Genomic DNA, 26,106 nt, shown 5'->3' on the forward strand with positions numbered 1-26,106 from the left:
AGTCAGCGGGTTTTTTCATGTCTGGAGGATTGTCGTTTGATCGTGCCCACGCAGAGCGTGGGAACGATCACTTCTCCTTAGGCGCCGCTCAAACCCTTGAGCAGCGCATCCACATTCCCTTCCAGTTCTGCCACAGGATCAGCCGCATCGCTGCTCAGCACCAGCAGATGACTGCCCGACTCGGCAATTGCCGCTTTCACGGCGTCCGACGGTTGCCGATGGTGCAGCACCACCGCCACGTCGTTGTCCTTGAGCGTGGCGGTCAATTTCTTCAGATCTTCCGGTGTCCATTCGGCGTCCGGTCGCGGGTCCTGTCCGATCAACTCCAGATTCAGACTGCCGATCAGATAGCCGAAGTGATCGCTCAGGCTCATCACGCTCAGATTGTCGGCACTGGCCAGGCGCGCTTCGCTGTCGGCACTGAGTTTCAGCAGGCGCTGTTTCAGTGCGGCCAGGTTGGCTTCGATCTTCGGTTTGTCCTTCGGTGCCAGGCGCACCAGGTCCGCCGCCATCACGTCGGCCATGCGCCCCATGTTGTTGCTGGCCAGCCACGGCTGGCTGTTCAGGCCATCGACGTTCAGCCCCGGTTGCACGGCGATGCCGGGCAGGGCGCCATCCACCGGGCGGGCGGCATCGACTTCGATGATGCGGATGTTGCTGCGTCGGGCAATCGGGTACAGCGGATCATCGGCCCACAGCGAGCGTACGCCGATCACCGCATCGGCGCCGGTGGCCAGTTTGCTCAGCTCCGGAGCCCCGCGTCCGGTGAAGTACGCGGTCTGGCGGCTGCCCGGCAGATTTGCCGGGGCTGCGCGTTCGAGGCTGATGTCGGTGCCCTTGAGCAGCACTTCACCCAGACCGTAGGTGATTGGCAACGAGGCCAGCACCCGCAGCGGTTTGGTGCTTTCGGCGGCGAATACGGTGGTCGTGGTCACGCTGCACAGGGCGATGGCCAGGGTCAGTTGTCGCAGTGAGAAAGACATTTATCCAAGGTTCCCTTTCAGACTGGGGACGACGCCCCGGGCAATGGCGGCGAGGGCGAAGCCGATACCGGCGACCAAGATGATCGCGGCGCCGGACGGAATCGGCAGGTCGAACACGATGGGCGCGAGAATCCCGCACAGCGTACTGACCGTGGCGATCAGCACCGAGCACCAGAAAAAGCCCTTGAGCGACTGGCTGAGCAAACGAGCCGCCGCTGCCGGAATCACCAGCAGCGCGCCGACCAGAATCGCGCCAATGACTTTTACCGCCGCGACGGTGATCAGGGTCACCAGAATCACGAACAGGTAATCCAGAGTCTTCACGGCAACACCGCGCACCGCTGCCAGTTGTGGGTTGAAACTGGCGAGCATGATGCGGTTGTACAGCGGCAAGGCCAGGGCCATCACCAGCGAACCGACGATGGCCAGCACCGCCAGATCATTGCCGTTGACCGTCAGCACCGAGCCGAACAGCACGTTTTCCAGAATGTGCACGTTGATCTTGCCCGCCAGGATCAGCAGCAGGCTGGCACCCAGCGCCAGGGACACCGACAGGAACACGCCGATCAGCGTGTCCGGGGCCAGGCCGGTACGGTTGCGCAGGTAGTTGAGCAGAATGCCGAACAACAGGCAGTAGCCGAACAGGCTGCCGTACGGCCCGGTGTAGGGCTCGCCGAGCAGGATGCCGATGGCCACGCCGGTCAGTGCCGCGTGGCCGACTGCCTCGGAGAAAAACGCGAAGCGCTTGACCACCACCAGTGTGCCGAGGCCGCCGAGCACCGGGCCGATCAACAGGCCGGCGAGCAGCGCGTTGACCACAAAACCGTAGGCCAGGGCTTCCGGCAGGTAACCGGAGGTGGCCCAGCCCTGCACCATCAAACGAAAGGCTTCGTAACTCATCAGGCAGCGCTCCGTGGATGGGTTGAAAACAGGGTCAGCAGACGTTCCGGGGTCAGGGCCTGTTGCGGGGTGGCGTCGAACAGCACCCGGCGGTTGAGGCCGGTGACGCGATTGGCCAGACGCCCGACGGCTTCCAGATCGTGTTCGATCCACAGCACGGTGATGCCCGCCGCGCGCCAGTCGCCGAGCAGGCGTTCGAACACCTGGATCCCGGCTTCGTCCAGGGCCGACATCGGTTCATCGAGCACCAGCAATTGCGGGGCGGGGATCAGGCCTTGAGCGAGCAGCACTCGCTGGCGCTCACCGCCGGACAACGCGCCCATCCGGCGCTTGCGTTTGTCCTGCATGCCGACCCGCTCCAGCGCCTCACCGATGGCGCCGGCGTAGCGTATGCTCAGGCCGAGAAACGCCGGGCGACGCTGACACATGGCGGCCATGAAATCATCGACGGTCATCGGCAGACCTCGATCGAATTCCAGCGCCTGCGGCACGTAGCCGATAGTGCCGGGCTCGCCGGGCCATTGCAGGCTGAGCCGACCCTGATGCGGCATCTGCCCGAGCAGGGTCTTGATCAGCGAACTCTTGCCGCCGCCGTTGGGGCCCACCAGTGCGTGCACGCTGCCGGGCTGCACCTGGAAGGTCACCTTGTCCAGAATCGTCGTGCGACCCAGCGTCAGGCTGACTTCCGAAAAATCCAGAGTCGGGCCACTGCTGATGATTGAGAGGTTTTCCTGAGCCGTCATGCGCCGGACTCCTGAATTGCCCGAACGACGGTGTTGAGGTTGCCGGTCATTTCCTTTTCGTACTTGTCGGCGGTGTATTCGCCGTAGGAAATGTGCGACAGCGGGTACAGCTTCACACCGGATTCGCGTTGAATGGTCTCGACGTAAGTGGACGGGAAATCCATCTCGGAGAAGATCACCTTCACATCCAGTTCGCGCAGTTGATCGATGGTTTTCTTCAACTGGCTCGGGCTTGGTTCGATGCCGTGGGCCGGCTCGACCACCGCCGTCACTTCCAGGCCGAACTCGCGCAGCAGGTAGTCGTAAGCGGCGTGCACCGTGGCGACCCGCAGTTCGGCGTTTGGCGCCTGGGTCAGTTTGGCCAAGGCATCGGCGCGCATCTGACGCAGGCGTTTGCCGTAGGCGCGGGCGTTCTGGGTGTAGGTTTTGGCGTTATCCGGGTCGAGCTTGCCGAGTTCCCGGGCGATGTTGTTGACCTGGGCAATCGAGGCGCTGATCGACAGGAACGTGTGCGGGTTCACCACTTTGCCGGCACCGCGCGCTGCGACTCCGGTGGCGGCCAGCAGCGGCACGTTCTCGTTGGCTTCGATGGTCTTGATGTTCGGTGTTTCGCTGGCGGCGATCATGCGGTCGGCGAAGTCGTCATGGCCGACGCCGTTGAGCACGATCACGTCCAGCCCGCTGATGCGCTTGATGTCTTCGGCACGGGGTTCGTAGGCGTGCGGGTTGAAGCCGGCGGGAATCAGCGGCACGACGTCGGCCTTGTCGCCGACGATGTTCGCCACATAGCTGTAATAAGGGTGCAGGGTGATGCCGATGCGCAGGCGTTTGGCCGGATCGGCGCTGGCCAGCGGGCTCAGCAGGCAGGCGCACAGGCCGATCAGCAGCAGGCGCAGGAAAGGACGGCGTTGAGATGAACTAGGCATGGGCAAGCGGTCTTCTCTCGAATGAAGGCGAGGGTTCAATGACGATGTTCGCGGGTCACCCCGGCATCGAATTGCGCGACGATCTGTTTCCATCCGGCAGCAGTCAGTGTTGCGTCGGACAGGTCTGTCGGCGCTTGTAGATCGGCGGCGCGGTTGAGCCAGATGTCCGGCGTGGCGTCATCTGCAGCGTTCAGGCGCATCAGAAACGAGCCGGCCACGGCCGGTGCCTGGCTGTGGCCGAAGTAGGCGGCGTCGGCCAGCAATTGCCAGGCATGGCCGCCACGGCTCACGGAGCTGGCGTCCTGGGCGAACGGCGCGAAACCTTCATCCGCCAGGTTTTGCGGGGTCGGCAGCGCTTGCTGTTCTTCACGCAACAGGTGGATCTCGTCGAGGGTTACTCGGAGGTCGGCGTAGATGCCTTGCTCGCTGGCGCAGAGGTCGCGGCGGGCGTCGAGCTGATGGCTGGAAACCGGTTCGGGTTCGTGGGACACCCCGCGCCACGCCACCACGGAGCCGGCGACCGCGAGGATCAGCAGGCACATCAGCAGCACATTGAGGGTTTCATGGCCGGCACCGGCCGGGCGAACAACTTGAGTGGTCGGCGTGGTCATGGGGCTTCGATATCCGCTTGGTCGATTTCGACGACATGGCCGGGGCCGGCGTCGAACAGCACGTAGAACTCGGCGCCGGGTTTCTTGAAGGTCAGGGTTGAATCGGCGCCGAGCTTGCCCGGCACCAGGATGGTTTCGTCGTAGCCGATCACATCGAGGGTCACCCCCGGTGCGCCGCTGCCGTCGGAGAAACCGCCGGTGCATTTGATCTGCTCGGCATCGATGGCCTTGCACTCGCACATCGGGTTGTGGGCCAGGGCGCTGGCGCTGAAACCGGCACACAGCACCAGCAATGCGGTGCTCATGCTCAGACGGGAAGGGCGGCTCATGGTTTGGCTCCTTGTTTGTTCAGCCAGGCAATAGTGGCGGGGGAGGCCTGGCTCAGCGGAATCGAGGCTTGGTGCATGCTGCCGTCCCAGCCTTCCATGGTGATCCACAGTTCGGCGTCGGCTCTGGTTTTGTCCGGGACGGGCATCTGCGTGCCCATGCTGTAAGGCGTGCCGAAGAAGATCGAACCGGCGGCGCGCAGGCTGCGTGGCTTGCCGATGCGCAGGTAGGTGGCCTTGACCTGTTCGACACAGGCCTCGCACAGCGCGGCGCTAAAACCCTTCAGATAGCCGGCTGCGCCATCGGGAAGCGGCGCTTCGTTGCGAAACTCGGCCAGACGCAGGCTCCACGGACCCACCTGGACTTCGCCGATCTCGCGCTCACCCAGCCCGCTGTCACCGCGAAACAACGCCTGATCGGCGAAGTACCTGGGCATGAATCCCAGCGGAATCAGCAACAGCAGCACGTTGATGTGGAAGCGCCATTTATGCCAGATCGCGCTCAGCCGCGAAGGCTGAACCATGGGGGTGGACTTGCTCACAGGTTGGCCTCCGACGGTTCACGGTGCAGGGCCGGTTGTGCCTGAACGCGCTGTTTCTTGTTCTCGCGCTTGAGGGCGTTGGCGGTCGCCAGCGCGGTGCGCTTGGTCCAGATCAACAGCCCGCTGAGGACCATCATGCTCAGCACCAGCCCGAAGAAGAACCAGATCAGCTTGATCCACAGTCCGCCGAAGTCGCCGGTGTGCAGCGGACGCATGGATTCAGTGACGAACTCCAGGGAGGTCCGATCGGAGAGCAGGCGCGAGGCGGCCACTTCACCGCTGTAGGGATTGAGCGTGGCTGACTGGAACATCAGCGGATACCAGCCGCGTCCACGGATATCGAGGTGGCTGTAGGCGTTGCCGGGCAGATTGATGGTGCTGGCTTCGAACCCGGGAATCCGTTGCTGGGCGATTTCGACGGCGTGGTCCAGGCTGACCCGTGGCGGAGGCGAACCATCGGCGGACAACGGCACGCCTTCACGGGACATGGCCGCGATGATTGGCTCGCTGGAGATGGAAATATGGTTGTCGGAAAGAGTGGCTTCGATCAGGAACCACACGGCGGTGACGGAGATCACCGCGATGAACCAGATCGACCAGATGCCACTGAGGCGGTGGAAATCGCCCCAGAAAATCCGCGCACCGTGACGCAGGCGCAGGGTCGGGCTGAAAAAGCCCTTCCAGAAACGCTTGTAGACCACCAGCCCGGTTACCAGCGAAGCCAGCATCGGCAGTGCCAGAAACGACACCAGATACCAGCCCCAGCTGTAACCGTTGGTGAACGGCACCAGCCACCAGCCGTGCAAGGCTCGGGTGAAGGCACGGAAATTGAAGTCTGGTGCGGTGCCCTGAATCACACCGGTGTAAGGGTTGACGTAGACGGTCACCGAGCGCCCGTCAGGCTGACTGACGTTCACCTCCAGCGCGAAATGCGATTCGTCGGGGCGACTGATGCGTTCGACCAGCAACTGCGGCTCGGCAGTCTTGATCGCGGCGATGACCTGATCGTAGCCCAGCAGCGGGGCATCGTCAGAGGGTTGGGTGGCGCGCATTTGCGGGTTCACCAGCCAGACGATTTCCTGGCTGACCACCGCCAGGGTGCCGGTGACGCAGACAATCAGGACAAAAAACCAGATCGGCAACGCTAGCCAGCTGTGTACCAGGAACCACAGTTTCGAGCGGGATTTCTTCGACATGATGACGGGTCTTGATTCGGTGAGAGGACTCGGCCACTACGGGCTTCGCAGCGCGGGAGTCCCTGATGGGCCGGTCGTGGCTTTTGCCTACGCGACTGGCCCGCATCTCTATAAGACGGATGACCGAAGCAAATCCCGATGAAGGATGTGAAAGTAAATGTTTCGCGACCGCAATCTCACCACGACGCCGGTCGGCGTTGTGGTGAGCGGGAGGAAAGGATGGCTCAGCGCAGGAACGTCAGTGCTTCGGCGAGCAACAGTTCCGGCACTTCTTCAGCGAGGTAATGACCAGCGGGCAGAGACTTGCCGCGCACATCGGTGGCCACTTGTTGCCATTCCCTGAGCGGGTCGAAGCAACGACCGACCGTGCCTTCGGCGCCCCACAGCACCAGCAGCGGCAAGCTCAGATGATGGCCGGCCTCGAGATCGGCGCGGTCATGTTCCAGATCGATGTCGGCACTGGCCCGGTAGTCCTCGCAGATCCCACGGGCGCTGCCGGGCAGGCTCAGGCAACGCAGGTATTCAGCGAACGCTTCGTCAGTGAACGGCTTGAGCCCGGCACTGCGGCTGCCCATGACGCTGCGCAGATAGGCTTCGGGATCGGCTTCGATCAGGGTTTCCGGCAGCGGCGCCGGGCGGATCAGGAAAAACCAGTGCCAGTAGGCCCGGGCGAAGGCTTCGTTGGTCTGGCTGTACATCGCCAGGGTCGGCGCAATGTCCAGCAACACCATGCGTTGCACGGTGGCGGGATGATCGAGGGCCAGGCGATGGGCGACTCGGGCCCCACGGTCGTGGGCGAGGATCGAGAACTGCTTAAAGCCCAGCGCTTGCATCAGTTCCACGCCGTCGCGGGCCATTTCGCGTTTGGAATAGCTGGTGTGCCGCTCATCGGCTGGCGGTCGGCTGCTGTCGCCGTAACCGCGCAGGTCGGCGGCAACCACGGTGAAGTGCTCCGCCAGTTGCTCGGCGACCTTGTGCCAGATGACGTGGGTCTGCGGGTGCCCGTGCAACAACAGCAGGCCCGGCCCGCTGCCTCCGAGGCGGTAGGTGATGTCCACGCCGTTGACGTGGCGCTGGTCTTTGACGAATCCGGCAAACATCGGGGGTGATCCTTTATTCAGGCGGTTGGCCTGCATCCTGAAATCGCCGGGCGTTCATGACAAGGCGTGAAGCGTGGTTCGACGGTTCATGAATCGTGTTCGCCCATCCCCGCGCGTTGCGCGGGAATGGACATTCGTTGTTGCTAACCCTGCTGGAACAGCTCTTTCGCCCGCTGCTCGATCTGCTCCTGGGTCAGGTCCTCCTTGCGCGTTGCCAGAAACCACAGATGCCCGTACGGATCTTTCAATGTACCGCCGCGGTCGCCGTAGAACTGATCCTTGACCTCGGACACGGCTGTCGCCCCGGCATCCAGTGCGCGCTGGAACGACTTGTCGACATCGGTCACGTACAGATGCAAGCCGACGGACACGGCTTTGTCCGGATTGCTCAACGGACCTTGATCGCACGGCGAGCCGAGCATGATCGCGCTGTCACCGATGCGCAGTTCGGCGTGGCCGATACCGCCGTCGGGCATGGCCAGGCGCATGACTTCGGTGGCACCGAACGCCTTTTTATAGAAATCGATGGCCTCGGCGGCCTTATGGATGCCGAGATACGGGGTAATGCTGTGATACCCCTCGGGAATAGGTTGAACGCTCATGGCGTACTCCTTGTTTTTGTCGCCCTGATTTTATGGGGGGTTGAAGGTGTGCCTTCGCCGGGGTTACCGGTCGCTCAACTATAGGCGTGTGTCGCCGGCCCGACCGAGTACCCGACGAGCAGTGTTCAGCCATCGACAGTGAAGCAACAGAATGCGCGGGTTTTCATCGTTCTTTCCTGCGAAAGTCCGCTGAAAGCCCCGAAAAACAAGGCCTGTCAGTCAGGCACAGAAGCTGCAATGACCCGGTACAACACCGATACCGAGAGTCATCCATGTCTGAATCTGCCGTTTATCCGATCAACCCGCCGGCCGCCCACCGTATCGCCGACGCCGCCGAAGCCTTGCGCGTGGCCGAACAGGTCGCCGCCGTTTTGCAGGAGCACGCCGCCGAGCGCGACCGCAGCCGTGAAGTGCCTGCCGAGATCGTCGACCTGTATTCCAACAGTGGTCTGTGGGGCATCAGCGTGCCGAAGGAGTACGGCGGCGCCCAGGTGTCCTACGCGGTGCTGGCCCAAGTGATTGCGATCATTTCCGCCGCCGATCCGTCCCTCGGACAGATCCCGCAAAACCATTACTGCCTGCTCGAAGACATCCGCCTGCAAGGCACGCCGGCGCAGCAGGCGCATTTCTTTGAGTTGGCGCTGCAAGGTCACCGTTTCGCCAACGCGCTGTCGGAAACCGGCGGCAAGAACGTGCAGGACATTCAGGCAACCATCCGCCGTTATGGCGACGGATTCGTGATCAACGGCCGCAAGGGTTACTGCACCGGTTCTCTCTACGCCCACTGGCTGGCGGTGCTGGCGCTGGATGAAGAACAGAAGGGCCAGTTGGCCTTTGTCGAGCGCGGCACGAAAGGGCTGGTGATCGTTGATGATTGGGACAGCATCGGCCAGCGCACCACGTCCAGCGGTACGGTGCTGGCGGAAGAGCTTCAGGTGGCGCCGTTCAATCTGTTCCCGACTTATCGCTCCTACGAAAACCCGACCCTGGCCGGGCCGTTCGCCCAGTTGACCACCGCTGCCATCGACGCCGGCATCGCCCGGGCGGCGCTGCGCGACACCGTTGAATTCGTTCGTCAGTTTGCCCGGCCATGGATCGACGCGGGGGTGGACAAGGCCAGCGAAGATCCGCTGACGATCATTCAGATCGGCGCACTGGAAATCCGTCTGGAAGCCGCCGAAGCCCTGCTCGAACGCGCCGGTTGGGCGCTCGACGCCGCGCGCCCGGCGCCCGATGAAGACAACGTCGCGCTGGCCTCCCTAGCCGTGGCCAAGGCCAAAGTGCTGACCACCGAAATCGCCATCGAGGCCAGCAACAAGTTGTTCGAACTCGGTGGCACCCGCTCGACCCTGAAGAAGCACAACTTCGACCGTCACTGGCGCAACGCCCGGGTCCACACCCTGCATGACCCGGTGCGCTGGAAGTATCACGTGGTCGGCAACTGGCTGCTCAACGGCATCAAGCCACCGCGTCACGACTGGTCCTGATCATGGCCGAGTGGTTCAAACACCTTTACTGGGCCGACATTGCCCAGGCCTGTCTCGACACCCTGAGCATGCTCGGCGCGGCGCTGCTGTTCACGGTGTTGCTGGGTTTGCCGCTGGGGCTGCTGCTGTTTCTCACCGGCAAGCGCCAGTTGCATGAAACGGTCGGCGTGTATCGAGTGCTGTCAGTGATCGTGAACATGCTGCGTTCGCTGCCGTTCATCATTTTGCTGATTGTGTTGATTCCGCTGACCACGCTGCTGGTGGGCACTTCGCTGGGCGTGCCGGGCACCATTCCGCCATTGGTGGTCGGCTGCACACCGTTCTTTGCGCGACTGGTGGAAACCGCGTTGCGCGAAGTCGATCGCGGCGTGGTCGAGGCGACCCAGGCCATGGGTGCCAACACCTGGCAGATCATTCGCCACACCCTGTTGCCGGAAGCCCGGGACGGGTTGCTCGCCGCGGTGACCGTTACGGCCATCGTGCTGGTGGATTACACGGCGATGGCCGGCGTGATCGGTGGCGGCGGGCTCGGCGATCTGGCGATCCGCTACGGCTATCAGCGCTTTCAGACCGACGTGATGGTGGTCACCGTGGTGTTGCTGCTGATTCTGGTGCAGGCCCTGCAAATGACCGGCGACCGTCTGGTGGCGCACTACAGCCGCCGCTGAAAAAACAATTTCAACCCATAAAGGCCCCACGTTCACCCCACGACGGCCACTCAAATCTGCCTTGGAGCACAACATGAAAAAGACCCTGGCCGTTCTGGCTGCCGTTCTGTCGTTCGGCGCTCACGCCAACGAAAAACTGATCGTCGGTGCCACCCCGGTGCCGCACGCGGAAATCCTCGAGTTCGTCAAACCGACCCTGGCCAAGGAAGGCGTGGACCTGGACATCAAGGTGTTCACCGACTTCATCCAGCCCAACCAGCAACTGGCGCTGAAAAACCTCGACGCCAACTACTATCAGTACCGGCCGTTTCTCGATGATTTCAACAAGACCCGCCATACCAATCTGGTGCCGGTGGTCGGCGTGCACATCGAACCGTTCGGCGCCTACTCGACCAAGATCAAGAACATTTCGGAGCTGAAGGACGGCGCCAGCGTGTCGATCCCCAACGACCCGGTAAACACCGGCCGCGCCTTGGTGCTGTTGCACGAGGCGGGGCTGATCAAACTCAAGGATCCGAGCAACACCCTGGCCACCCAGCGCGACATCGTCGAAAACCCCAAGCACCTGAAAATCCGTGAACTGGAAGGCGCGTTGCTGGCTCGTTCCGTCAGCCAGGTGGACTTGGCCTTCGTGTTCGCCAACTACGCGCTGGAAGCCGGGATCGACACCAACAGCGCGCTGATCGTCGAGAAGGGCAAAAGCCTGTACATCGAGTTTCTGGTCGCACGTCCCGACAACATCAATGACCCGGGCTTGCAGAGACTGGCCAAGGCATTGAATTCCGATGAAGTGCGTCAGTTCATTCTGACCCGCTACAAAGGGCAGATTGCGCCGGGCTTCTGATGGAGTGATCTGAGGGTTCCCACGAAAAGGGAGCCCTCAGGTGGGGATATCGAGAAAGTGCGCTCCTGGCCCCTGTTCGCCCAGCACATCCCCCTGATTGCGCAGCGGACACGCCTCCATCGACAGGCATCCGCAACCGATGCAGCCGGTCAGTCGATCCCGAAGCAGCATCAACTGATTGATTCGCTCATCCAGCTCCCGCCGCCACTGTTCCGACAACACTTTCCAGTCCGCCGCCGTCGGTGCGCGGTTGTCCGGCAACTGTTTCAGCGCCTCGCCGATTTCCGCCAGTGGAATGCCCAGCCGTTGCGCCACCTTGATCAACGCCACCCGCCGCAACACTTCCCGCGGGTAACGCCGCTGGTTGCCGGCATTGCGCTGGCTTTTGATCAAGCCTTTGGATTCATAGAAATGCAGGGCAGTGACGGCCACGCCACTGCGGGCCGCGACTTCGCCGACGGTGAGTTGCCTGTGCACATTTTCCGCAGTGATCATTTGAAAATTGTCCCTTGACCTCTAGTTAACTCGAGGTTTTACCCTGCAGGCCTTCGAACCGCAAGATTCACCTGACAGAGTGGGGATGTCATGCAAGCACCAGCGAAAAACCGCAGCTTCACCCAATTGATCGAATTTGAAATCGAACCCGGCCAACAACCGGCGCTGGTCTCGGCGCTGACCGTGCAGACCGAGCGTCTGGCCCAGCGTTATGCCGGATTCGTCAGCGCCAGCGTTCAGGCCAGTGACGATGGCCGGCGGGTGTTGGGGTTCCTGCAATGGCAATCCCGCGAGGCGGGGGAGGCGGCGTTCCAGAGTTTCGAAACCGGTGAGCAGGACTTCTGGCAGTTGATCCGCACCCATCAGGCGCGCACCGTGACCTTCGGTTCATTCCAGGTGCTGAGCAGCATCGCCCGCAGTCATGACGATGGCTTGCACTGCCAATTGGTGGGCTAGATCGACAACTGGATCAAGCGTTCGCCTTGCAGGTTTTCCGTGGGTCGTCGCTTGTTGACTGCCAGTTCGCCGATCTTGATCAGTCGCGTGCGGGTCACGTTGCGGCTCAGGCCGAGCAGCGCGGCGGTGTGCACCTGGTTGTAGTGGCAGAAGCGATAGGCCGAACGCAGCAACGCGTCCTCGACCTTTTCATGCAGCGCGCCGGCCTGTTGTTCGAAGAGCTTCTGGAAAGCGCGTTCGAGCAGCGCTTCCGGTGAGTCGTCGACATTGGAATGCTGGTCGTCCGGGCGATCGATACGCAAGTTCGACAGGCGCAGATCATCGCGTTCGATCACGCCGTTACGGCAGATCAGCAGCGTGTGATGGATGACGTTTTCCAGTTCGCGGATGTTGCCCGGCCAACTGTAGCCGCGCAGCTTGTGCTCGGCGCCGGGGCTGATGGTGATGCGTCCGTAACCCAGACGCTGACTGTAAGCCTCGATAAAGTGCCGGGTCAGCGGCAGGATGTCGCCGGGTCGGTCGCGCAACGGGCTCAGCTCCAGATTGACCACGTTCAACCGGTAATACAGATCCTCGCGGAAATGCCCGGCGTTGATGGCTTTCTCCAGTTGCACGTTGGTCGCCGCCAGCACCCGTACATCGATGGGAATGCTCTTGCGCGAACCCAGTCGCACCACTTCACGCTCCTGCAATACCCGCAGCAATTTGACCTGGATCGCCATCGGCAAATCGCCGATCTCATCGAGGAACAAGGTGCCGCCATCCGCCTCTTCGAACCACCCGGCCTTGGCGCTGAGGGCGCCGGTGAAGGCGCCTTTTTCATGGCCGAACAGTTCGGCTTCCACCAGTGATTCGGAGAACGCCCCGCAGTTCACCGCAATGAACGGCCGGTTGCGCCGGTTGCTCAGGTTATGAATGTGCCGCGCCACCAACTCCTTGCCGGTGCCGGTTTCGCCGATGATCAGCACACTGGCTTCGCTCGGCGCGACTTGTTGCAGATGCGCGAGCAGGGCCTGGGACTTCGGGTCTTCGAAGACCTGGGCGGTGGCGCGGATCGACGTGGCCAGGGCGGGTGAGGGCGGTAGGGTCAGCAGTTGCATGGGTCTCGCTCCACGAAAGGAAATCAGGAATAGAACGTCGGCACCGGCAGGGACTGGTTCAGCGCCCAGTCGCCCAGCTCGTGGAGTTTGTAATCCAGCGGGTCGTGCAGGGTTTGCGTGCGCAGGTTGCGCCAGTGGCGATCCAGGCGCAGCGACGCGTGGGTCGAACGGGCGCCGGTGACTTCGAACAGTCGGCTGCAAATCTCCAGGCCCTGACGACTGGCGGCGACCTTGGCGGTGGCAATCGCCGTGGCCAGGTGGCCGCGTTCTTCGGCGCTGAGGTTCGGGCCTTTGGCCCACGCCTCGTCGAGCAACGTGGCGGCGCGTTCCACCAGCAGACGGATGCCTTCGAGGGCGACCCAGAAATCGCCGTAATGGGCCAGCACATAAGGATCTTCGCGCACCTCGCGCACCGAGGATTTGTGCCAGACGCGGGTTTCGCTGAGGGTGTATTGCCGCGCTTCTTCAAAGGCACCTTCGGCGATACCGAGAAACATATGCGTGAACGTCAGTTGTGCGATCAATGGGCGCAAACAGGCGAACGGTGTGCTCAACGGACCGGGATCCAGCAGCAGTTCCGATTCCTCGACCCGTACCCGTTCGAACGTGGCGCTGCCGCTGTCGGTCTGGCGCTGGCCGATGTTGTTCCAGTCGTTGTGCAAGGTGATGCCGCTGCGCCCGCTGGGAATTGCCGCGATCAGCAGTTTGCCGCCGTTGCTTTCGTCCACCGCCGAGGCGATCAGCATTTGTGAATCGCTGGCGCCGGAGCAGAAGCTCTTCTTGCCGGAAAACTCGCGCCAGCCGCCCAGGTCCTTGACCACGGTGCGAGTGTCCAGCGGGTTGAGCGCGTTGCCCCAGAACCAGTTCTGGCGCGCGGTCTGTTCGAACCACGGCTGCCATTGTTCGGGACGGGAAAACAGGCGCACGGTGGCGAGCATCAAATGATGAAAACCGAAGACGTGGGCGATCGAGCTGTCGACCTTTGCGAACTCGCGCACGACTTCCAGGGTTTCGCTCCAGCGCGCGCCGAGGCCGCCGTAACGGGTGGGAATGCTCAGGGCCAGCAGCCCGCTGTCGCGCAGGGCGTCGCGTTCGGCTTTTGGTGTGCCGCCGCGTTCGTCGCGCTCGACAGCGGTCAGGGCGAATTCGGCGGCCAGTTGTCGGGCGGTCTGCAAGGGCGAGAGCAGGGTGCTTTGCGGTTTGGCAGTCACTCGGTCTTCCTCAAGCGTTGGCTTTGGCGGGCAGTACATCGTTGGCGATCATTTCGCCGAACGGCCCGGTGAGGTTGGTCACGCCGCGTCCGGCCAGGCTCGCATACGGCTCGGGCAACAACGGGAACACCAACTCGGCAAAGCGGTAGGCCTCTTCGAGATGCGGGTAGCCGGAGAAGATGAAACTCTCGATGCCCAGGTCTGCGTATTCCTTGATCCGCGCCGCCACTTGCTGCGGATCGCCGACCAATGCAGTGCCGGCCCCGCCGCGCACCAGGCCGACGCCGGCCCACAGGTTGGGGGCGATTTCCAGGTTGTCGCGGCGCCCGTCGTGCAGGGCGGCCATGCGTCGCTGGCCTTCGGAATCGAAACGCGAAAAGGATTTCTGCGCGGCCTCGATGGTTTCATCGCTGATGTGTTCGATCAGTTTGTCGGCGGCTTTCCAGGCTTCTTCGGCGGTCTCGCGCACGATCACGTGCAGGCGAATGCCGAACTTCACCTTGCGTCCGTGACGGGCTGCGCGCTCACGTACATCGGCGAGTTTTTCGGCGACGGCGGCCGGTGGTTCGCCCCAGGTCAGGTACACGTCGACCTGCTCGGCGGCCAGATCGTGGGCCGCGTCGGAGGAACCGCCGAAGTACAGCGGCGGATAGGGTTTCTGCACCGGTGGATACAAGGCTTTGGCGTTCTGCACCTTCAGGTGTTTGCCTTCGAAATCCACCGCCTCGCCTTGCAACACGCGACGCCAGATCTTGAGGAATTCGTCGGTGACTTCGTAGCGTTCGCTGTGGCTGAGGAAACTGCCGTCGCCACGGTTTTCGTCGGGGTCACCGCCGGTCACGACGTTGATCAGCAAGCGACCGTTGGACAGTCGATCCAGCGTCGCGGCCATGCGCGCCGAGACCGTCGGTGAAATGATCCCCGGACGGATCGCCACCAGATAACGCAGGCGTTCGGTCAGCGGCACCAGCGCCGAAGCGATCACCCACGAATCTTCGCAGGAACGCCCGGTGGGAATCAGCACGCCGTGGTAGCCAAGGCTGTCGGCGGCCTGCGCCACCTGTTTCAGGTAATTGAGTGTGACCGGACGCGCGCCTTGGGTGGTGCCCAGATAGTGACCGTCGCCGTGGGTCGGCAGGAACCAGAAAACATCCATGAACAGCTCCTTAAGCGATTTTCAGCAACGGTTTGAGGTGAGCACCGAACAGCGGCGCGGCGCGTTCGGCGGCCAGACGGATGCGCGCTTTTAGTTGCTCGCTGGTGATCTGGTAGTCGGCGAAATCGGCTTCGGTGGCGTACACGCCGATCGGCAGGGTCACGGCCTGGAAGAAACTGAACAGCGGGCGCAACTGGTGATCGAGGACCAGCGCATGGCGTTCGCTGCCACCGGTGGCGGCGAGCAGCACAGGCGTGTCGATCAGCGCATTGAGATCAATCAGGTCGAACAAGTGCTTGAGCAGCCCCGGATAGGAGCCTCGATACACCGGCGCCGCGACGATCAACAGGTCAGCCTGTTCGATGGCTTGCAGTTCAGCTTCGATCTCGGCCGGCAATTCCTGACGGGACAGCGCGGCGCCAAGCGGGCGGGCGATGTCGCCGAGTTCGATCAGGTGACTCTCGACCGGCAGGTGCCCGGACAATTCGGTCAGCAGGGCCTGGGTCAGCACCAAGGTGCGGGAGGGACGCCAGGTTCCGCCGGACAGGGCGACGACTTTCAGTGGACGCGACATGGTCAGTTCCTTTTTCAACAGTTGCTCGACGAGCAGTGAGTAGTCACTGGAGCAGAGCAAGCGCTGTACCAATTCCTGTGAGGCCCGTATTCCGGGGCTTTGAGCGTTATCGGTGGCTGCGCTCATGTGACTTTCAGGCCGGTTTGTTGAACCGCTGTTGCCTGGGAAACAGTTGCTGGAACAACAGTGCCGAACGTGTTGAAGGTTTTATAAAGGCTGATTGTTATTCCGCAAAAGACTGTTAATTGATATTGATAGATCGTTTGTGAATATTCGGGACTGACCTGCTCGAATCCTGATAGCCACTATTGAAAGCGTTGATTTCTGCCGGAGCGTGCCCGGGCGTAGCCTTTCTCCATCGACCCACACTGCTCGCCAGGACGCTCCCATGAATCGTTTACTGACTGTTTCCCTGATGCTCGCTGTCTCCGTTCTCGCCGGTTGCGCGAGCCACGTTTCCCCGGAATTGCGTCCTTACACGGCGGAAGAAACCCGCGAGCTGGCGCTGGAAACCCTGAACCGCAGCGGCTTGTCGTTCGAGGAATACCACGCGAAGAAAGCTCAACTGCTTGGCCAGCCACAGAAGACTTTCGGGTTTGATAACAAGGGTGAAATGAGTGTGGAGCGGACCATACAGCTGCACGGTCGTCCTAGCTGATTCGCAACTGTACTGCTCGAAGTTTTACCCAACTGTCCGTGGGTTTGCGCGGCGCCGTGGGATAGGGTCAACACCTGAATGACCCTGACGGACTGCCTGCCATGACCCTCTCGCTCGACCTGCTGCTGGGCTTTGCCCTGTTTGCCCTTGTCACCTCGATCACGCCGGGGCCGAACAACACCATGTTGCTGGCATCGGGCGTGAATTTCGGCTTTAACCGCACTATTCCCCATATGCTCGGCATTACTTGCGGCTTTTTTGTGCTGGTGGTGGCGGTGGGTTTTGGTTTGGGCGCGGTGTTCCAGACTTATCCTCTTCTTTATACGGTCCTGCGTTACGTCGGCGCGGCGTACTTGCTGTACCTGGCATGGAAAATTGCTCACTCCGGCCCGGTCGGGGAAAGTGAGTCGGGCGAGGCGAAACCGATCAGCTACCTCGGCGCGGCAGCCTTCCAGTGGGTCAATCCCAAGGCGTGGATCATGGCCATTGGCGCCATCAGCACCTACACGCCGATGCAGGGTTATTTCACCAACGTGATCGTGATTGCTGCGGTGTTCGCCATCATCAACCTGCCGAGCGTCGGCGTCTGGGCGGCGTGCGGGACCTTGCTGCGCAATGTGCTCAAGGATCGCCGCTGGTTGCGGGTGTTCAACTGGGGCATGGCGGCGCTGCTGGTGATTTCGCTGTATCCGTTACTCCTTGAAAGCTTTAGCTGACGCAGTGCTACAACCGCCGGCCCGATGCCTGTTAAAGTCGCGTTCAGGAGCGTTCCTACGCACTTTTAATGAAGCCCTACTTCTTTAACGGCATCCGATCAGGTATTGATGACGCTCTCGAACCCGGGCGCAGCTCACAAGGCTGCGCCGTGCCGTTTGTAGACACGAGCTTCCTGATCCCGGAACACGCTCTGCGAGTCTTTTTATGAACACACGTCCGCTGTATTTCGATTACGCCGCCACCACCCCGGTGGACGAGCGGGTCATCCAGGTGATGATCGAGTGTCTGGGTTTCAACGGTAACTTCGGCAACCCGGCCTCCAGTTCCCACGCCTTCGGCCAACAGGCTCGAAAAACCGTCGAGAACGCCCGTCAGCAAGTCGCCGAACTGGTCGGCGCCCAGGCGCAACAGATCGTCTGGACCTCCGGCGCCACCGAATCCAACAACCTTGCTCTCAAAGGCGTGGCCCAGGCCCGTGGCGTGTCCGGCGGCCACTTCATCACCAGTCAGATCGAACACAAGGCCATCCTCGACACTGCCCGGCAATTGCAGGACGCCGGTGTCGCCGTGACCTATCTGGTGCCGGACGCCGACGGCTTGATTACTGCGCAAGCGGTCAGCGAAGCGATGCGCGACGACACCTTTCTGGTGTCGTTGATGCTGGTCAACAACGAACTCGGCACCGTCAACGACATCCCGGCCATCGGCGAAGTGGTGCGTGGACGCGGGGCGTTGTTCCACGTCGATGCGGCCCAGGGCGCCGGCAAGGTCGCGATCGATCTGGCGCAATGGCCGGTGGACCTGATGTCGTTCTCGGCACACAAGCTCTACGGCCCCAAAGGCATCGGCGTGCTGTACGTCGGCCCGCGTGCGCAACAGCGCTTGCAGGCGCAGATTCACGGTGGCGGCCACGAGGGCGGATTGCGTTCCGGTACGCTGGCGACTCACCAGATTGCTGCCATGGGCTCGGCATTTGCCTTGGCCGCCGAAGCTTTCGATGACGAGAAGAAAACCATCGTCGCGCTGCGCGAGCGCCTGCTCGAACAACTGTTGAGCCTGCCCGGCGTACGCCTCAACGGCAGCGCCAGCCAACGTATCCCGCATACCCTGAGCCTGACCTTCAGCGAAGGCGAGTTCAACCCGGCGGCGCTGAGCCATTCGATCGCGTTCTCTGCGACTTCGGCCTGCAACTCCGCCAGCAACACACCGTCCCACGTGCTGCTGGCATTGGGGCACGATGCGCATTTGGCCGGCCGTACCATTCGTCTGAGCCTCGGTCGTTTCACCACCGCCGAGGACATCGACAAGGCTGTAGATCTGATCAAGACCGCCTGCGCCAGTGCTCCGGCATTCTGGGCGACAGGGCTTTAACGAGCCGACTTCGAACGGCACCGAACAATAACGATGAAGTGATTGGCAGGAGACACGATGAGTACCCAGACTTTGACCGAAGGAACGGTTCCCCAGCGCCTGGCGCACACCCGCGAACTGATGCGTCGCGAAGGCATCCACGCACTGTTGGTGCCGTCCGCCGACCCGCACCTGTCGGAATACCTGCCGGGTTACTGGCAGGGGCGGCAGTGGTTGTCGGGTTTCCATGGCTCGGTGGGGACATTGATTGTCACCACTGATTTCGCCGGGGTCTGGGCCGACAGTCGTTACTGGGAACAGGCGACCAAGGAGCTCAAGGGCAGCGGCATCGAGTTGGTCAAGTTGCAACCGGGCCAGCCGAGCCCGCTGGACTGGCTGGCCGAGCAGACGCCGGAAGGTGGCGTGGTCGCGGTCGATGGCGCGGTAATGGCCGTGGCGTCGGCGCGGACCCTGGGCAGCAAGCTCGAAGCGCGCGGCGCCAGCCTGCGGACCGACCTCGACCTGTTGAACGAAGTCTGGAGCGACCGTCCGGGCCTGCCGAACGCGCCGATCTATCAACACTTGCCGCCGCAGGCGACCGTCAGCCGTGGCGAGAAACTCGCCCAACTGCGTGAAACCCTGCAGGAACGCGGCGCCGATTGGCACTTCATCGCCACCCTCGACGACATCGCCTGGCTGTTCAACCTGCGCGGCGGCGATGTGTCGTTCAACCCGGTGTTCGTTTCCTTTGCGCTGATCGGCCAGCAACAGGCCACGCTGTTTGTAGCGTTGAGCAAGGTCGACGCGGAACTGCGTGCCGTGCTGGAAAAGGATGGCGTGACCCTGCGCGACTACAGCGAAATTGCTGACGCCTTGCGCGCGATCCCGAACGGCGCGAGCCTGCTGGTGGATCCGGCACGGGTGACCAGCGGTCTGCTGGGCAACCTCGACAGTGGCGTGAAACTGGTCGAAGGTCTGAACCCGACCACCCTCGCCAAGTCACAAAAAAGCCCGGCGGATGCCGAGCACATCCGTCAGGCGATGGAACAGGACGGCGCGGCGCTGTGCGAATTCTTCACCTGGCTGGAATCGGCCTGGGGTCGCGAGCGCATTACCGAGCTGACCATTGACGAGAAACTCACGGCGGCCCGTGAGCGTCGTCCGGATTATGTGTCGCTGAGTTTCAATACCATCGCTGCGTACAACGCCAACGGCGCGATGCCGCACTACCACGCCACCCCGGAAGAACACGCGGTGATCGAGGGCGACGGCTTGCTGCTGATCGATTCCGGCGGCCAATACTTGGGCGGTACCACTGACATCACTCGTATGGTGGCGGTCGGCACGCCGAGCGCAGAACAGAAACGCGATTGCACCCGAGTGTTGAAGGGTGTGATCGCCTTGTCCCGTGCGCATTTTCCGAAAGGCATTCTGTCGCCGCTGCTGGATGCGATTGCCCGTGCGCCGATCTGGGCCGAAAACGTGGATTACGGCCATGGCACCGGTCACGGCGTGGGTTATTTCCTCAATGTGCACGAAGGTCCGCAGGTGATCGCCTATCAGGCTGCGCCAGCGCCGCAAACCGCCATGCAACCTGGAATGATCACCTCCATCGAGCCGGGCACTTACCGTCCGGGCCGCTGGGGTGTGCGCATCGAGAACCTGGCGATGAACGTTCTGGCTGGAAGCAGCGAGTTCGGCGAATTCCTCAAGTTCGAAACCCTGACCCTGTGCCCGATCGATACCCGTTGCCTGGAACCGTCGTTGCTGACGCAGGAAGAGAAGCAGTGGTTCAACGCCTATCACGCCGAAGTGCGCGATCGTTTGAGTCCGTTGCTCAGCGGTGAGGCGCTGGCGTGGTTGAACACACGTACTGCCGCTATTTAAGGGGTTGAAGCTCGGGCGCTGCTGCCAGCGCCTGAGTCATGTAATCGACAAACGCGTTGACCCTGGCGGACTGGCGACGGTTCGCCGGGGACACCGCGTGTATCGGCAGTGATCGGGTCTGGTAGTCCTGCAACAGGGCGACCACTCGACCGGCCTTCAAATCCTCGCTGAACAGCCAGATCGGCGACAGCGAAATACCCAACCCTCCCAAGACCATTTCGCGGATCGCCTCGGAGTTGTTGCTCTGTGCATTGCCTTTGATGCGCACCTCATAGCGTTGTCCGTCCTTTTCGTAAGTCCACAGATTCTGCGATTCGAGCAGGTTGAATTGCAGACAGTTGTGCTGCGCAAGATCCCGCGGCGATTGCGGATGTTCATGGCGTTGCAGATAAGCAGGTGCCGCGACGGTGACGCGATGGGTGGTGCCGATTCGACGGACGATCATGCCGCTGTCGTTCAACTCGCCGATGCGCAGGCTGACATCCAGGCCTTCGCTGACCAGATCCAGGTTCTGGTCGTTCAGATGCAGGTCAATCTGCACTTGCGGGTAGCGCTCAAGAAAACCGGGCAGGCGCGAGGCGATGTGTAGCCGACCGAAGCTGACCGAGGAGCCGATCCGCAGCGACCCGGCCACCGTTTCTCTGCCGGACTGGAAGCTGTGTTCAGCAGCATCCACGGCTGCGAGGATATTTCGGCATTCGTTGTAGTACCGCTGACCTTCATCGGTCAGCGACAACTTGCGTGTACTGCGGGCAATCAGCTTGCCGCCCAACTGGATTTCAAGGGCGCGCAGAACCTTGCTGATGGTGGGTTGGGTGGTCTGCAGCTCCCGGGCCACGGCGGAAAAACTGCCACGCTCGACCACCCGGACGAAGATTGCCATTGCGTTGAGCTTGTCCACGGAGCGCCTCATTCATGCTGGTTTGGCATGATCACTATAGTCATTCGGCGTCTTATCGGCATGAGTCGGTTGGGAGAACATGGCTTCACTTTCTCCCACAGGAATGACCGAAATGACTGACTCACTGCACATGCGCGCGCTGATGGTGGACACCGCTAACGGTCCGCTACGCTTGGTTTCCCTTGAACGCCCCGTGGCCGGGGTCGGGCAGGTGTTGGTGCGGATCAAGGCCAGCGGTGTGAATCCGCTGGACCTGAAAATCCGTGCGGGGCAGGCCGCCCATGCCCGACAGTCGTTGCCGGCGGTGCTGGGGTTGGATCTGGCGGGGGTGATTGAGATGGTGGGTGAGGCCGTGCAGGGCTGGGCGCCTGGCGATGAGGTTTATGCGTTGGCAACCGGCATTGGAGGCGTGCAGGGTTCGCTGGCCGAATTTGCGGTGGTTGATGCGCTGCTTTTGGCGCGTAAACCGACCAACCTGAGCATGCACGAGGCCGCAGGTTTACCGCTGGTGCTGATTACTGCCTGGGAAGGTCTGGTGGATCGTGCTCGGGTGAGGGCTGGGCAAAAGGTGTTGATTCACGGTGGTGCGGGTGGCGTTGGGCATGTGGCGGTGCAAATTGCCCGCGCGTTCGGTGCCGAAGTTTTTGCGACGGGGTCTGCGGGGCAGCGCGGAATTATTGAAGGTTATGGTGCGACGTTCATTGATTACCGCGAGATGTCGGTCGAGGACTATGTCAGCCAATACACGGCGGGGGAGGGGTTCGATATCGTTTATGACACGGTTGGCGGTGAAACGCTGGATGCGTCCTTCAAGGCTGCGCGGATCTATCACGGCCATGTCTTGAGTTGCTTGGGCTGGGGGCAGCATAGTCTGGCGCCGCTGTCCTTTCGGGGGGCGACCTACTCTGGCGTGTTTACCTTATTGCCGCTGCTGACTGGAAAGGGTGGCGAGCACCATGGCGAGATCCTGCGCCAGGTTGCCTTGTTGATCGAAGCTGGAGAGGTGAAGCCACTGCTCGATGCGCGTCGGTTCACGCTTGAGTCAGCTGGCGAGGCCCATGAGCTGCTTTCATCGAAAGCAGCCCGGGGACGTCTTGTAGTAGAGATCTAACGCAGGGCTTCTTCAACGAAGTCGAGCCGATCCTGACCGAAGAACAACTGGTTGCCGATGAACATGCTCGGCGCGCCGAAGACGCCACGCTTCACGGCCGTCTCGGTGTTGTCCTTGAGGGCAGCCTTGACCGCTTCATCATTGGTCAGTGCCAGTACCTGTTCAGGATTGAAGCCATGTTCGGTCAGCACGGCTGCCACCGTTGCCGGTTCATCGAGGCTGCGACCCTCAACCCACAGCGCTTTGAACAGGCAGTCGATGAACGCCAGGAAGCGTTCTGGATGACGCAGTTGAATACCTGTGACAGCGCGCATCAACATCAGGGTATTGATCGGGAAGTGCGGATTGAATTTAAGGGGCACGCCGTAGCGTTTGGCGTAGCGGTCCAGATCCTGAAACATGTAGCGGCCCTTGGCCGGGATCATCGCCGGTGAAGCATTGCCGGTGGCTTTGAATACGCCGCCCAGCAACATCGGGATATAGATCAGCTGGCTGCCGGTCTCGGCGCAGATTCCTGGCAGTTGGGTGTAGGCCAGATAGGTGGCGGGGCTGCCGAGGTCGAAGTAGAACTCCACGGTTTTGCTCATGGTCGCTGCACTCGTTGTTGTTATTGGAAGGGATTACCAGCGTTCGTTCCAGGGGCGCAGATCCAGCTCGAAGGTCCAGGCGTCCCTTGGCTGGCTGTGCAGGTACCAATAGTTTTCGGCGATATGCCCGGGATTGAGAATACCGTCCTGATCCTTGGTTGCGTATTTGTCGGGGAAGTTGCTGCGGATGAAGTCGGTATCGATGGCGCCGTCGACCACGATGTGGGCAACGTGAATGTTCATCGGGCCGAGTTCCCTGGCCATGCTTTGCGCCAGCGCGCGGATGCCGTGCTTGGCCCCGGCGAATGCGGCGAAACCGGAGGCGCCGCGCAGCCCGGCGGTAGCGCCGGTGAACAGAATGGTGCCACGCTGGCGGGTCACCATGCGCTTGGCCACTTCGCGGGCATTGAGAAACCCTGAGAAGCAGGCCATTTCCCATATCTTGAAATACTTGCGCGCCGTTTCTTCGAGAATGCTGCAAGGCACGTTGGCGCCGATGTTGAAAACGAACGCTTCGATTGGCCCGAGACGGGTTTCGATATCTTCGATCAGCGCAATGACGTCTTCTTCCTTGCGCGCATCGCAGGCAAAACCGTGGGCTTCGCCGCCGTCTGCCTGGATGGCTTCCACCAACGGTTGCAATTTGTCGGCGCTGCGCCGTGTGACGCAAGCGATGAAACCTTCCTTGGCGAACCGCCTGGCGATGGCGCCGCCTGTGGCATCACCTGCACCGACAACCAATACGACCTTCTTGTTATTCATGGGTGGATCCCTTTAGTAAACGATCGTTAAGTGAACGAACGTTATGCTAGGATTTGCTCAGCGTCAAGGCAGTCAATTGCGAGGATGAATGCATGCGGTACTCCGCCGGTCACAAGCTTGAAACCAAAGAAAAGCTGCTGCAAAGCAGCTCGCTGTCTGCGAAAAAAAGCGGATTTTCAACGATGGGTGTCGATGGCCTGATGAAGACGATCGGCCTGAGTGGCGCGGCGTTCTACAGTCATTTCTCGTCCAAGGATGCCCTGTTCGCCGCTATCGTCGAGCGCGAGTTGTGCCAGAGCCTGGAGCGGCTGGGCGGGCGGGGTGAGCAGGATCGTGAAAGGTTGGAGCGATGCCTCAAACTGTATCTGAACATGGCTCATGTCGAGCAACCTGAGCTGGGGTGCGCGTTACCTGCGCTGGGCGCTGAGATTGCTCGGTCGGATGTCGTCGTGCGGGAACAGGCCGAACTGTGGATTTGTCGGCTTCAGGAAAGTTGGGCGCAGATTCTGGAGAGCGACAGCCTGGCCTGGGCCATTCTGTCGCAATGTGTCGGGGCGTTGGTGGTGGCGCGGATGTTGGCGTCCCCGCAGATCCAGCAACGGGTGCTGGAGTCCAGTCACGAAGAGATCGGCCGCCAGCTCGCCGTTCAGCGAGCACAATAGCGGCGGCGGTTTATTTGCAGATGACGATCATGCTTCGGCTGGTATAGCCGGCGGGGTTGAGACCGAAGGGATAATCACCCGGCTCTTCCACCGCATCCCCGGACTTGGCGATGACTTTATAACCCTTTGGCGCACAGGAGTTGGCGGCACTGGTGTAGCACTTGTCCCAGGAGGAGGAGAGCCCTGAACAGTTGATGTGCAGCCCTTTTTTGCCGTGCTTTACCTGAGCCTTGGAGGTCGCCGCGCATCCCGAAATGGCGAGTACGGCGATCAGTATCAAAATTCGTTTCATTACCGTCCTTATGGCGGCCTCGAGTCTGGCGCTCGGGTCTGCCTGCATTCGCTCTCGCTTGACGCGTTTCGATGTCCCTATCCGAAAAAGTCCATATCTGGCACTGAGTTGCGAAGCTAAACATGGCCTAAATGAGCGGCAAATGCCAGACCTTCGTTACAACCGCTTTCAATCCGCCGCAATCACGGGCTTGGCATGGCTGCCCATGGTCATCGTTGCACCGACGGAAGCCAGAATAATGCACAGGATGGCCATCCATTGTGACAAGGAGAGATATTCCTGCAGGAACAGCAGCCCTGATAGCGCACCAAATGCCGGCTCAATGCTCATCAGCGTACCGAAAGTACGAGCGGGCATGCGGGTGAGGGCGACCATTTCCAGGGTATAGGGCAGGGCTGTGGAAAGAATGGCGACACCAATGGCTATCGGGATCAATGACGGCGTCAGCAATGCGGCGCCGGCGTGGACGATCCCGATGGGCGCAACGAACAGGGCTGCGATCATCACTCCCAGAGCTGCAGTCGTCACACCGTTGTCAGCGCCAGCCTTCTGGCCGAAGAGAATGTAAAGCGCCCAGCAAACACCGGCACCAAGCGCATAGGCCACCCCGGTAAGGTCTAGACCCGCTGTCGCTGCACCTGTTGGTATCAATAGCAGCAATCCGACGGCCGCGAGGGCAATCCATAGGAAGTCGATTGCACGACGGGAAGCGTAGATGGCGACGGCCAGCGGCCCAGTGAACTCCAGCGCCACCGCAATGCCGAGCGGCACGGTGCGCAAGGACATATAGAAGAGGAAGTTCATGCCGCCCAGCGCCATCCCGTACACGATCACGGTGCGCAGCGATTTGGCCGTCAGCTTTGCCCTCCAGGGTCTCAGCAATAGCAGCATGATCACGCTGGCGAACATCAGGCGTAGCGTCGTTGTGCCTTGGGCGCCCACGATGGGGAACATGCTTTTGGCCAGAGAAGCGCCAGACTGGATCGATGCCATGGCGATCAATATCAGGCCAACCGGAAACAGGATGGATACAAGACTGCGGGGTTGGTCGTTCATTGCGCGGCATCGTCCGATAGTAAAGGCAGTAGAAGGCACTAACTGAGTGATGGGCAATATACTGCGCATTCGCTGGTGTTGCGTCTATATATAAGCGGGCTTTTTGAGTCGACTGATAGAAAAATCAAATTAGGGGTTGACGGCAGATTCTGGAGGCCTATAATTCGCCCCACTTCCGGCGCAGTCGAAACGGAAAACTCCTT

At 61.4% G+C, this 26,106-nt stretch carries 30 protein-coding genes; 10 read left to right on the forward strand and 20 right to left on the reverse strand.

Annotation, left to right across the window (positions count from 1 at the left end; translation table 11 throughout):
- Nucleotides 1-77 precede the first annotated feature (77 nt).
- The 10 genes from AC1RME_RS23205 to AC1RME_RS23250 all read right to left on the reverse strand — a co-directional run bounded on the left by AC1RME_RS23205 (nucleotide 78) and on the right by AC1RME_RS23250 (nucleotide 7,929).
- On the reverse strand, nucleotides 78-983 hold the full coding sequence (locus AC1RME_RS23205; RefSeq protein WP_493091783.1) for a metal ABC transporter substrate-binding protein: 906 nt from the start codon (nucleotides 981-983) through the stop codon (nucleotides 78-80).
- A complete protein-coding gene (locus tag AC1RME_RS23210) occupies nucleotides 984-1,883 on the reverse strand; it encodes a metal ABC transporter permease (RefSeq protein WP_096821123.1) in 900 nt (299 codons plus the stop codon).
- Nucleotides 1,883-2,626 (reverse strand): metal ABC transporter ATP-binding protein, encoded by a 744-nt coding sequence (locus AC1RME_RS23215; protein ID WP_096821124.1) that lies wholly within the window; start codon nucleotides 2,624-2,626, stop codon nucleotides 1,883-1,885. Before AC1RME_RS23215 ends, AC1RME_RS23210 begins: the two co-directional genes overlap by 1 nt.
- Nucleotides 2,623-3,552, reverse strand: a complete 930-nt coding sequence (locus AC1RME_RS23220) for a metal ABC transporter substrate-binding protein (protein ID WP_102620413.1) — start codon at nucleotides 3,550-3,552, stop codon at nucleotides 2,623-2,625. Before AC1RME_RS23220 ends, AC1RME_RS23215 begins: the two co-directional genes overlap by 4 nt.
- A gap of 35 nt (nucleotides 3,553-3,587) precedes the next feature.
- Nucleotides 3,588-4,163, reverse strand: coding sequence for a DUF6162 family protein (locus AC1RME_RS23225; protein ID WP_493091785.1), 576 nt, complete (start codon nucleotides 4,161-4,163; stop codon nucleotides 3,588-3,590).
- The gene (locus AC1RME_RS23230) at nucleotides 4,160-4,492 is read right to left on the reverse strand and encodes a hypothetical protein (protein ID WP_096821127.1); all 333 of its coding nucleotides are present in this window, start codon (nucleotides 4,490-4,492) and stop codon (nucleotides 4,160-4,162) included. Before AC1RME_RS23230 ends, AC1RME_RS23225 begins: the two co-directional genes overlap by 4 nt.
- A complete protein-coding gene (locus AC1RME_RS23235; RefSeq protein ID WP_493073162.1) occupies nucleotides 4,489-5,013 on the reverse strand; it encodes a PA2404 family protein in 525 nt (174 codons plus the stop codon). The genes AC1RME_RS23230 and AC1RME_RS23235 overlap by 4 nt, the downstream gene beginning before the upstream one ends.
- A gap of 14 nt (nucleotides 5,014-5,027) precedes the next feature.
- Nucleotides 5,028-6,227 (reverse strand): PepSY-associated TM helix domain-containing protein, encoded by a 1,200-nt coding sequence (locus AC1RME_RS23240; protein WP_493091787.1) that lies wholly within the window; start codon nucleotides 6,225-6,227, stop codon nucleotides 5,028-5,030.
- Between the two features lie 224 nt (nucleotides 6,228-6,451).
- Nucleotides 6,452-7,327, reverse strand: coding sequence for an alpha/beta fold hydrolase (locus AC1RME_RS23245; protein WP_493073150.1), 876 nt, complete (start codon nucleotides 7,325-7,327; stop codon nucleotides 6,452-6,454).
- A gap of 143 nt (nucleotides 7,328-7,470) precedes the next feature.
- Complete coding sequence (locus AC1RME_RS23250) at nucleotides 7,471-7,929, reverse strand: VOC family protein (RefSeq protein ID WP_493091788.1); 459 nt, start codon at nucleotides 7,927-7,929, stop codon at nucleotides 7,471-7,473.
- Between the two features lie 272 nt (nucleotides 7,930-8,201).
- Between AC1RME_RS23250 and AC1RME_RS23255 the strand changes: the two genes are divergently transcribed.
- From AC1RME_RS23255 to AC1RME_RS23265, 3 genes are all read left to right on the forward strand, one after another.
- On the forward strand, nucleotides 8,202-9,416 hold the full coding sequence (locus AC1RME_RS23255) for an SfnB family sulfur acquisition oxidoreductase (RefSeq protein WP_493091789.1): 1,215 nt from the start codon (nucleotides 8,202-8,204) through the stop codon (nucleotides 9,414-9,416).
- A gap of 2 nt (nucleotides 9,417-9,418) precedes the next feature.
- On the forward strand, nucleotides 9,419-10,084 hold the full coding sequence (locus AC1RME_RS23260; RefSeq protein WP_493091791.1) for a methionine ABC transporter permease: 666 nt from the start codon (nucleotides 9,419-9,421) through the stop codon (nucleotides 10,082-10,084).
- Between the two features lie 73 nt (nucleotides 10,085-10,157).
- Nucleotides 10,158-10,928 carry a MetQ/NlpA family ABC transporter substrate-binding protein gene (locus tag AC1RME_RS23265; protein ID WP_493091792.1) on the forward strand — a complete coding sequence of 257 codons (771 nt, stop codon included), beginning with the start codon at nucleotides 10,158-10,160 and terminating at the stop codon, nucleotides 10,926-10,928.
- Between the two features lie 36 nt (nucleotides 10,929-10,964).
- Here the strand turns inward: AC1RME_RS23265 and soxR are convergent, their stop codons facing one another.
- Entirely contained in the window at nucleotides 10,965-11,423 is a 459-nt protein-coding gene (soxR, locus tag AC1RME_RS23270; protein ID WP_192558599.1) for a redox-sensitive transcriptional activator SoxR, read from the reverse strand.
- A 90-nt stretch (nucleotides 11,424-11,513) separates the two neighbouring features.
- Between soxR and AC1RME_RS23275 the strand changes: the two genes are divergently transcribed.
- Nucleotides 11,514-11,879, forward strand: a complete 366-nt coding sequence (locus AC1RME_RS23275) for an antibiotic biosynthesis monooxygenase (protein ID WP_096821135.1) — start codon at nucleotides 11,514-11,516, stop codon at nucleotides 11,877-11,879.
- On the opposite strand, the gene AC1RME_RS23280 is transcribed toward AC1RME_RS23275, so the two are convergent.
- Genes AC1RME_RS23280 through msuE form a run of 4 tightly spaced genes read right to left on the reverse strand, consistent with a single transcriptional unit; the run spans nucleotide 11,876 to nucleotide 15,920 of the window.
- Nucleotides 11,876-12,979, reverse strand: coding sequence for a sigma-54 interaction domain-containing protein (locus tag AC1RME_RS23280; RefSeq protein WP_096821136.1), 1,104 nt, complete (start codon nucleotides 12,977-12,979; stop codon nucleotides 11,876-11,878). The two genes, AC1RME_RS23275 and AC1RME_RS23280, sit on opposite strands and share 4 nt — an antisense overlap.
- Nucleotides 12,980-13,002: 23 nt before the next feature.
- Entirely contained in the window at nucleotides 13,003-14,190 is a 1,188-nt protein-coding gene (locus AC1RME_RS23285) for an acyl-CoA dehydrogenase family protein (protein WP_096821137.1), read from the reverse strand.
- Nucleotides 14,191-14,200: 10 nt separating this feature from the next.
- On the reverse strand, nucleotides 14,201-15,346 hold the full coding sequence (gene ssuD, locus AC1RME_RS23290) for an FMNH2-dependent alkanesulfonate monooxygenase (RefSeq protein WP_007955828.1): 1,146 nt from the start codon (nucleotides 15,344-15,346) through the stop codon (nucleotides 14,201-14,203).
- A gap of 10 nt (nucleotides 15,347-15,356) precedes the next feature.
- Nucleotides 15,357-15,920, reverse strand: coding sequence for an FMN reductase (msuE, locus tag AC1RME_RS23295; RefSeq protein WP_096821151.1), 564 nt, complete (start codon nucleotides 15,918-15,920; stop codon nucleotides 15,357-15,359).
- Between the two features lie 388 nt (nucleotides 15,921-16,308).
- Between msuE and AC1RME_RS23300 the strand changes: the two genes are divergently transcribed.
- The 4 genes from AC1RME_RS23300 (at nucleotide 16,309) to AC1RME_RS23315 (ending at nucleotide 20,532) form a co-directional block, all read left to right on the forward strand.
- Nucleotides 16,309-16,578, forward strand: a complete 270-nt coding sequence (locus tag AC1RME_RS23300; RefSeq protein ID WP_096821138.1) for a hypothetical protein — start codon at nucleotides 16,309-16,311, stop codon at nucleotides 16,576-16,578.
- A gap of 101 nt (nucleotides 16,579-16,679) precedes the next feature.
- Complete coding sequence (locus AC1RME_RS23305; RefSeq protein WP_085710685.1) at nucleotides 16,680-17,294, forward strand: LysE family translocator; 615 nt, start codon at nucleotides 16,680-16,682, stop codon at nucleotides 17,292-17,294.
- Between the two features lie 205 nt (nucleotides 17,295-17,499).
- The gene (locus AC1RME_RS23310) at nucleotides 17,500-18,666 is read left to right on the forward strand and encodes an aminotransferase class V-fold PLP-dependent enzyme (protein WP_493091795.1); all 1,167 of its coding nucleotides are present in this window, start codon (nucleotides 17,500-17,502) and stop codon (nucleotides 18,664-18,666) included.
- Nucleotides 18,667-18,723: 57 nt separating this feature from the next.
- Nucleotides 18,724-20,532 (forward strand): aminopeptidase P family protein, encoded by a 1,809-nt coding sequence (locus AC1RME_RS23315; RefSeq protein ID WP_096821140.1) that lies wholly within the window; start codon nucleotides 18,724-18,726, stop codon nucleotides 20,530-20,532.
- Here the strand turns inward: AC1RME_RS23315 and AC1RME_RS23320 are convergent.
- On the reverse strand, nucleotides 20,525-21,433 hold the full coding sequence (locus AC1RME_RS23320) for a LysR family transcriptional regulator (protein ID WP_493091797.1): 909 nt from the start codon (nucleotides 21,431-21,433) through the stop codon (nucleotides 20,525-20,527). The two genes, AC1RME_RS23315 and AC1RME_RS23320, sit on opposite strands and share 8 nt — an antisense overlap.
- 112 nt (nucleotides 21,434-21,545) lie before the next feature.
- Between AC1RME_RS23320 and AC1RME_RS23325 the strand changes: the two genes are divergently transcribed.
- Nucleotides 21,546-22,544, forward strand: a complete 999-nt coding sequence (locus AC1RME_RS23325) for a zinc-dependent alcohol dehydrogenase family protein (RefSeq protein ID WP_096821142.1) — start codon at nucleotides 21,546-21,548, stop codon at nucleotides 22,542-22,544.
- Here the strand turns inward: AC1RME_RS23325 and AC1RME_RS23330 are convergent.
- Nucleotides 22,541-23,131, reverse strand: a complete 591-nt coding sequence (locus AC1RME_RS23330; RefSeq protein WP_102620398.1) for a 2-hydroxychromene-2-carboxylate isomerase — start codon at nucleotides 23,129-23,131, stop codon at nucleotides 22,541-22,543. The two genes, AC1RME_RS23325 and AC1RME_RS23330, sit on opposite strands and share 4 nt — an antisense overlap.
- A gap of 33 nt (nucleotides 23,132-23,164) precedes the next feature.
- Nucleotides 23,165-23,893: an SDR family oxidoreductase gene (locus AC1RME_RS23335; RefSeq protein ID WP_493091798.1), complete on the reverse strand. Its 729-nt coding sequence runs from the start codon at nucleotides 23,891-23,893 to the stop codon at nucleotides 23,165-23,167.
- A gap of 92 nt (nucleotides 23,894-23,985) precedes the next feature.
- On the opposite strand from AC1RME_RS23335, the gene AC1RME_RS23340 reads away from it, so the two are divergent.
- A complete protein-coding gene (locus AC1RME_RS23340) occupies nucleotides 23,986-24,555 on the forward strand; it encodes a TetR/AcrR family transcriptional regulator (RefSeq protein ID WP_096821145.1) in 570 nt (189 codons plus the stop codon).
- A 10-nt stretch (nucleotides 24,556-24,565) separates the two neighbouring features.
- On the opposite strand, the gene AC1RME_RS23345 is transcribed toward AC1RME_RS23340, so the two are convergent.
- Nucleotides 24,566-24,847: a hypothetical protein gene (locus AC1RME_RS23345; protein ID WP_096821152.1), complete on the reverse strand. Its 282-nt coding sequence runs from the start codon at nucleotides 24,845-24,847 to the stop codon at nucleotides 24,566-24,568.
- Nucleotides 24,848-25,015: 168 nt separating this feature from the next.
- The gene (gene rhtA, locus AC1RME_RS23350; protein WP_102620395.1) at nucleotides 25,016-25,903 is read right to left on the reverse strand and encodes a threonine/homoserine exporter RhtA; all 888 of its coding nucleotides are present in this window, start codon (nucleotides 25,901-25,903) and stop codon (nucleotides 25,016-25,018) included.
- Nucleotides 25,904-26,106 lie beyond the last annotated feature (203 nt).

The sequence above is a fragment of the Pseudomonas sp. GW822-FHT03F08 genome, assembly GCF_058801265.1.

Bases quoted from the DNA above. Each gene is read 5' to 3' on its own strand.
- AC1RME_RS23205 (WP_493091783.1), bottom strand. From the start codon at position 983: ATGTCTTTCTCACTGCGACAACTGACCCTGGCCATCGCCCTGTGCAGC.
- AC1RME_RS23345 (WP_096821152.1), bottom strand. From the start codon at position 24,847: ATGAAACGAATTTTGATACTGATCGCCGTACTCGCCATTTCGGGATGC.
- AC1RME_RS23330 (WP_102620398.1), bottom strand. From the start codon at position 23,131: ATGAGCAAAACCGTGGAGTTCTACTTCGACCTCGGCAGCCCCGCCACC.
- AC1RME_RS23220 (WP_102620413.1), bottom strand. From the start codon at position 3,552: ATGCCTAGTTCATCTCAACGCCGTCCTTTCCTGCGCCTGCTGCTGATC.
- soxR (WP_192558599.1), bottom strand. From the start codon at position 11,423: ATGATCACTGCGGAAAATGTGCACAGGCAACTCACCGTCGGCGAAGTC.
- AC1RME_RS23340 (WP_096821145.1), top strand. From the start codon at position 23,986: ATGCGGTACTCCGCCGGTCACAAGCTTGAAACCAAAGAAAAGCTGCTG.
- AC1RME_RS23305 (WP_085710685.1), top strand. From the start codon at position 16,680: ATGACCCTCTCGCTCGACCTGCTGCTGGGCTTTGCCCTGTTTGCCCTT.
- ssuD (WP_007955828.1), bottom strand. From the start codon at position 15,346: ATGGATGTTTTCTGGTTCCTGCCGACCCACGGCGACGGTCACTATCTG.
- AC1RME_RS23335 (WP_493091798.1), bottom strand. From the start codon at position 23,893: ATGAATAACAAGAAGGTCGTATTGGTTGTCGGTGCAGGTGATGCCACA.
- AC1RME_RS23310 (WP_493091795.1), top strand. From the start codon at position 17,500: ATGAACACACGTCCGCTGTATTTCGATTACGCCGCCACCACCCCGGTG.
- AC1RME_RS23210 (WP_096821123.1), bottom strand. From the start codon at position 1,883: ATGAGTTACGAAGCCTTTCGTTTGATGGTGCAGGGCTGGGCCACCTCC.
- AC1RME_RS23235 (WP_493073162.1), bottom strand. From the start codon at position 5,013: ATGGTTCAGCCTTCGCGGCTGAGCGCGATCTGGCATAAATGGCGCTTC.
- AC1RME_RS23230 (WP_096821127.1), bottom strand. From the start codon at position 4,492: ATGAGCCGCCCTTCCCGTCTGAGCATGAGCACCGCATTGCTGGTGCTG.
- AC1RME_RS23255 (WP_493091789.1), top strand. From the start codon at position 8,202: ATGTCTGAATCTGCCGTTTATCCGATCAACCCGCCGGCCGCCCACCGT.
- AC1RME_RS23250 (WP_493091788.1), bottom strand. From the start codon at position 7,929: ATGAGCGTTCAACCTATTCCCGAGGGGTATCACAGCATTACCCCGTAT.
- AC1RME_RS23245 (WP_493073150.1), bottom strand. From the start codon at position 7,327: ATGTTTGCCGGATTCGTCAAAGACCAGCGCCACGTCAACGGCGTGGAC.
- AC1RME_RS23265 (WP_493091792.1), top strand. From the start codon at position 10,158: ATGAAAAAGACCCTGGCCGTTCTGGCTGCCGTTCTGTCGTTCGGCGCT.
- AC1RME_RS23260 (WP_493091791.1), top strand. From the start codon at position 9,419: ATGGCCGAGTGGTTCAAACACCTTTACTGGGCCGACATTGCCCAGGCC.
- AC1RME_RS23215 (WP_096821124.1), bottom strand. From the start codon at position 2,626: ATGACGGCTCAGGAAAACCTCTCAATCATCAGCAGTGGCCCGACTCTG.
- AC1RME_RS23275 (WP_096821135.1), top strand. From the start codon at position 11,514: ATGCAAGCACCAGCGAAAAACCGCAGCTTCACCCAATTGATCGAATTT.
- AC1RME_RS23315 (WP_096821140.1), top strand. From the start codon at position 18,724: ATGAGTACCCAGACTTTGACCGAAGGAACGGTTCCCCAGCGCCTGGCG.
- AC1RME_RS23325 (WP_096821142.1), top strand. From the start codon at position 21,546: ATGACTGACTCACTGCACATGCGCGCGCTGATGGTGGACACCGCTAAC.
- AC1RME_RS23225 (WP_493091785.1), bottom strand. From the start codon at position 4,163: ATGACCACGCCGACCACTCAAGTTGTTCGCCCGGCCGGTGCCGGCCAT.
- AC1RME_RS23280 (WP_096821136.1), bottom strand. From the start codon at position 12,979: ATGCAACTGCTGACCCTACCGCCCTCACCCGCCCTGGCCACGTCGATC.
- AC1RME_RS23300 (WP_096821138.1), top strand. From the start codon at position 16,309: ATGAATCGTTTACTGACTGTTTCCCTGATGCTCGCTGTCTCCGTTCTC.
- rhtA (WP_102620395.1), bottom strand. From the start codon at position 25,903: ATGAACGACCAACCCCGCAGTCTTGTATCCATCCTGTTTCCGGTTGGC.
- msuE (WP_096821151.1), bottom strand. From the start codon at position 15,920: ATGTCGCGTCCACTGAAAGTCGTCGCCCTGTCCGGCGGAACCTGGCGT.
- AC1RME_RS23240 (WP_493091787.1), bottom strand. From the start codon at position 6,227: ATGTCGAAGAAATCCCGCTCGAAACTGTGGTTCCTGGTACACAGCTGG.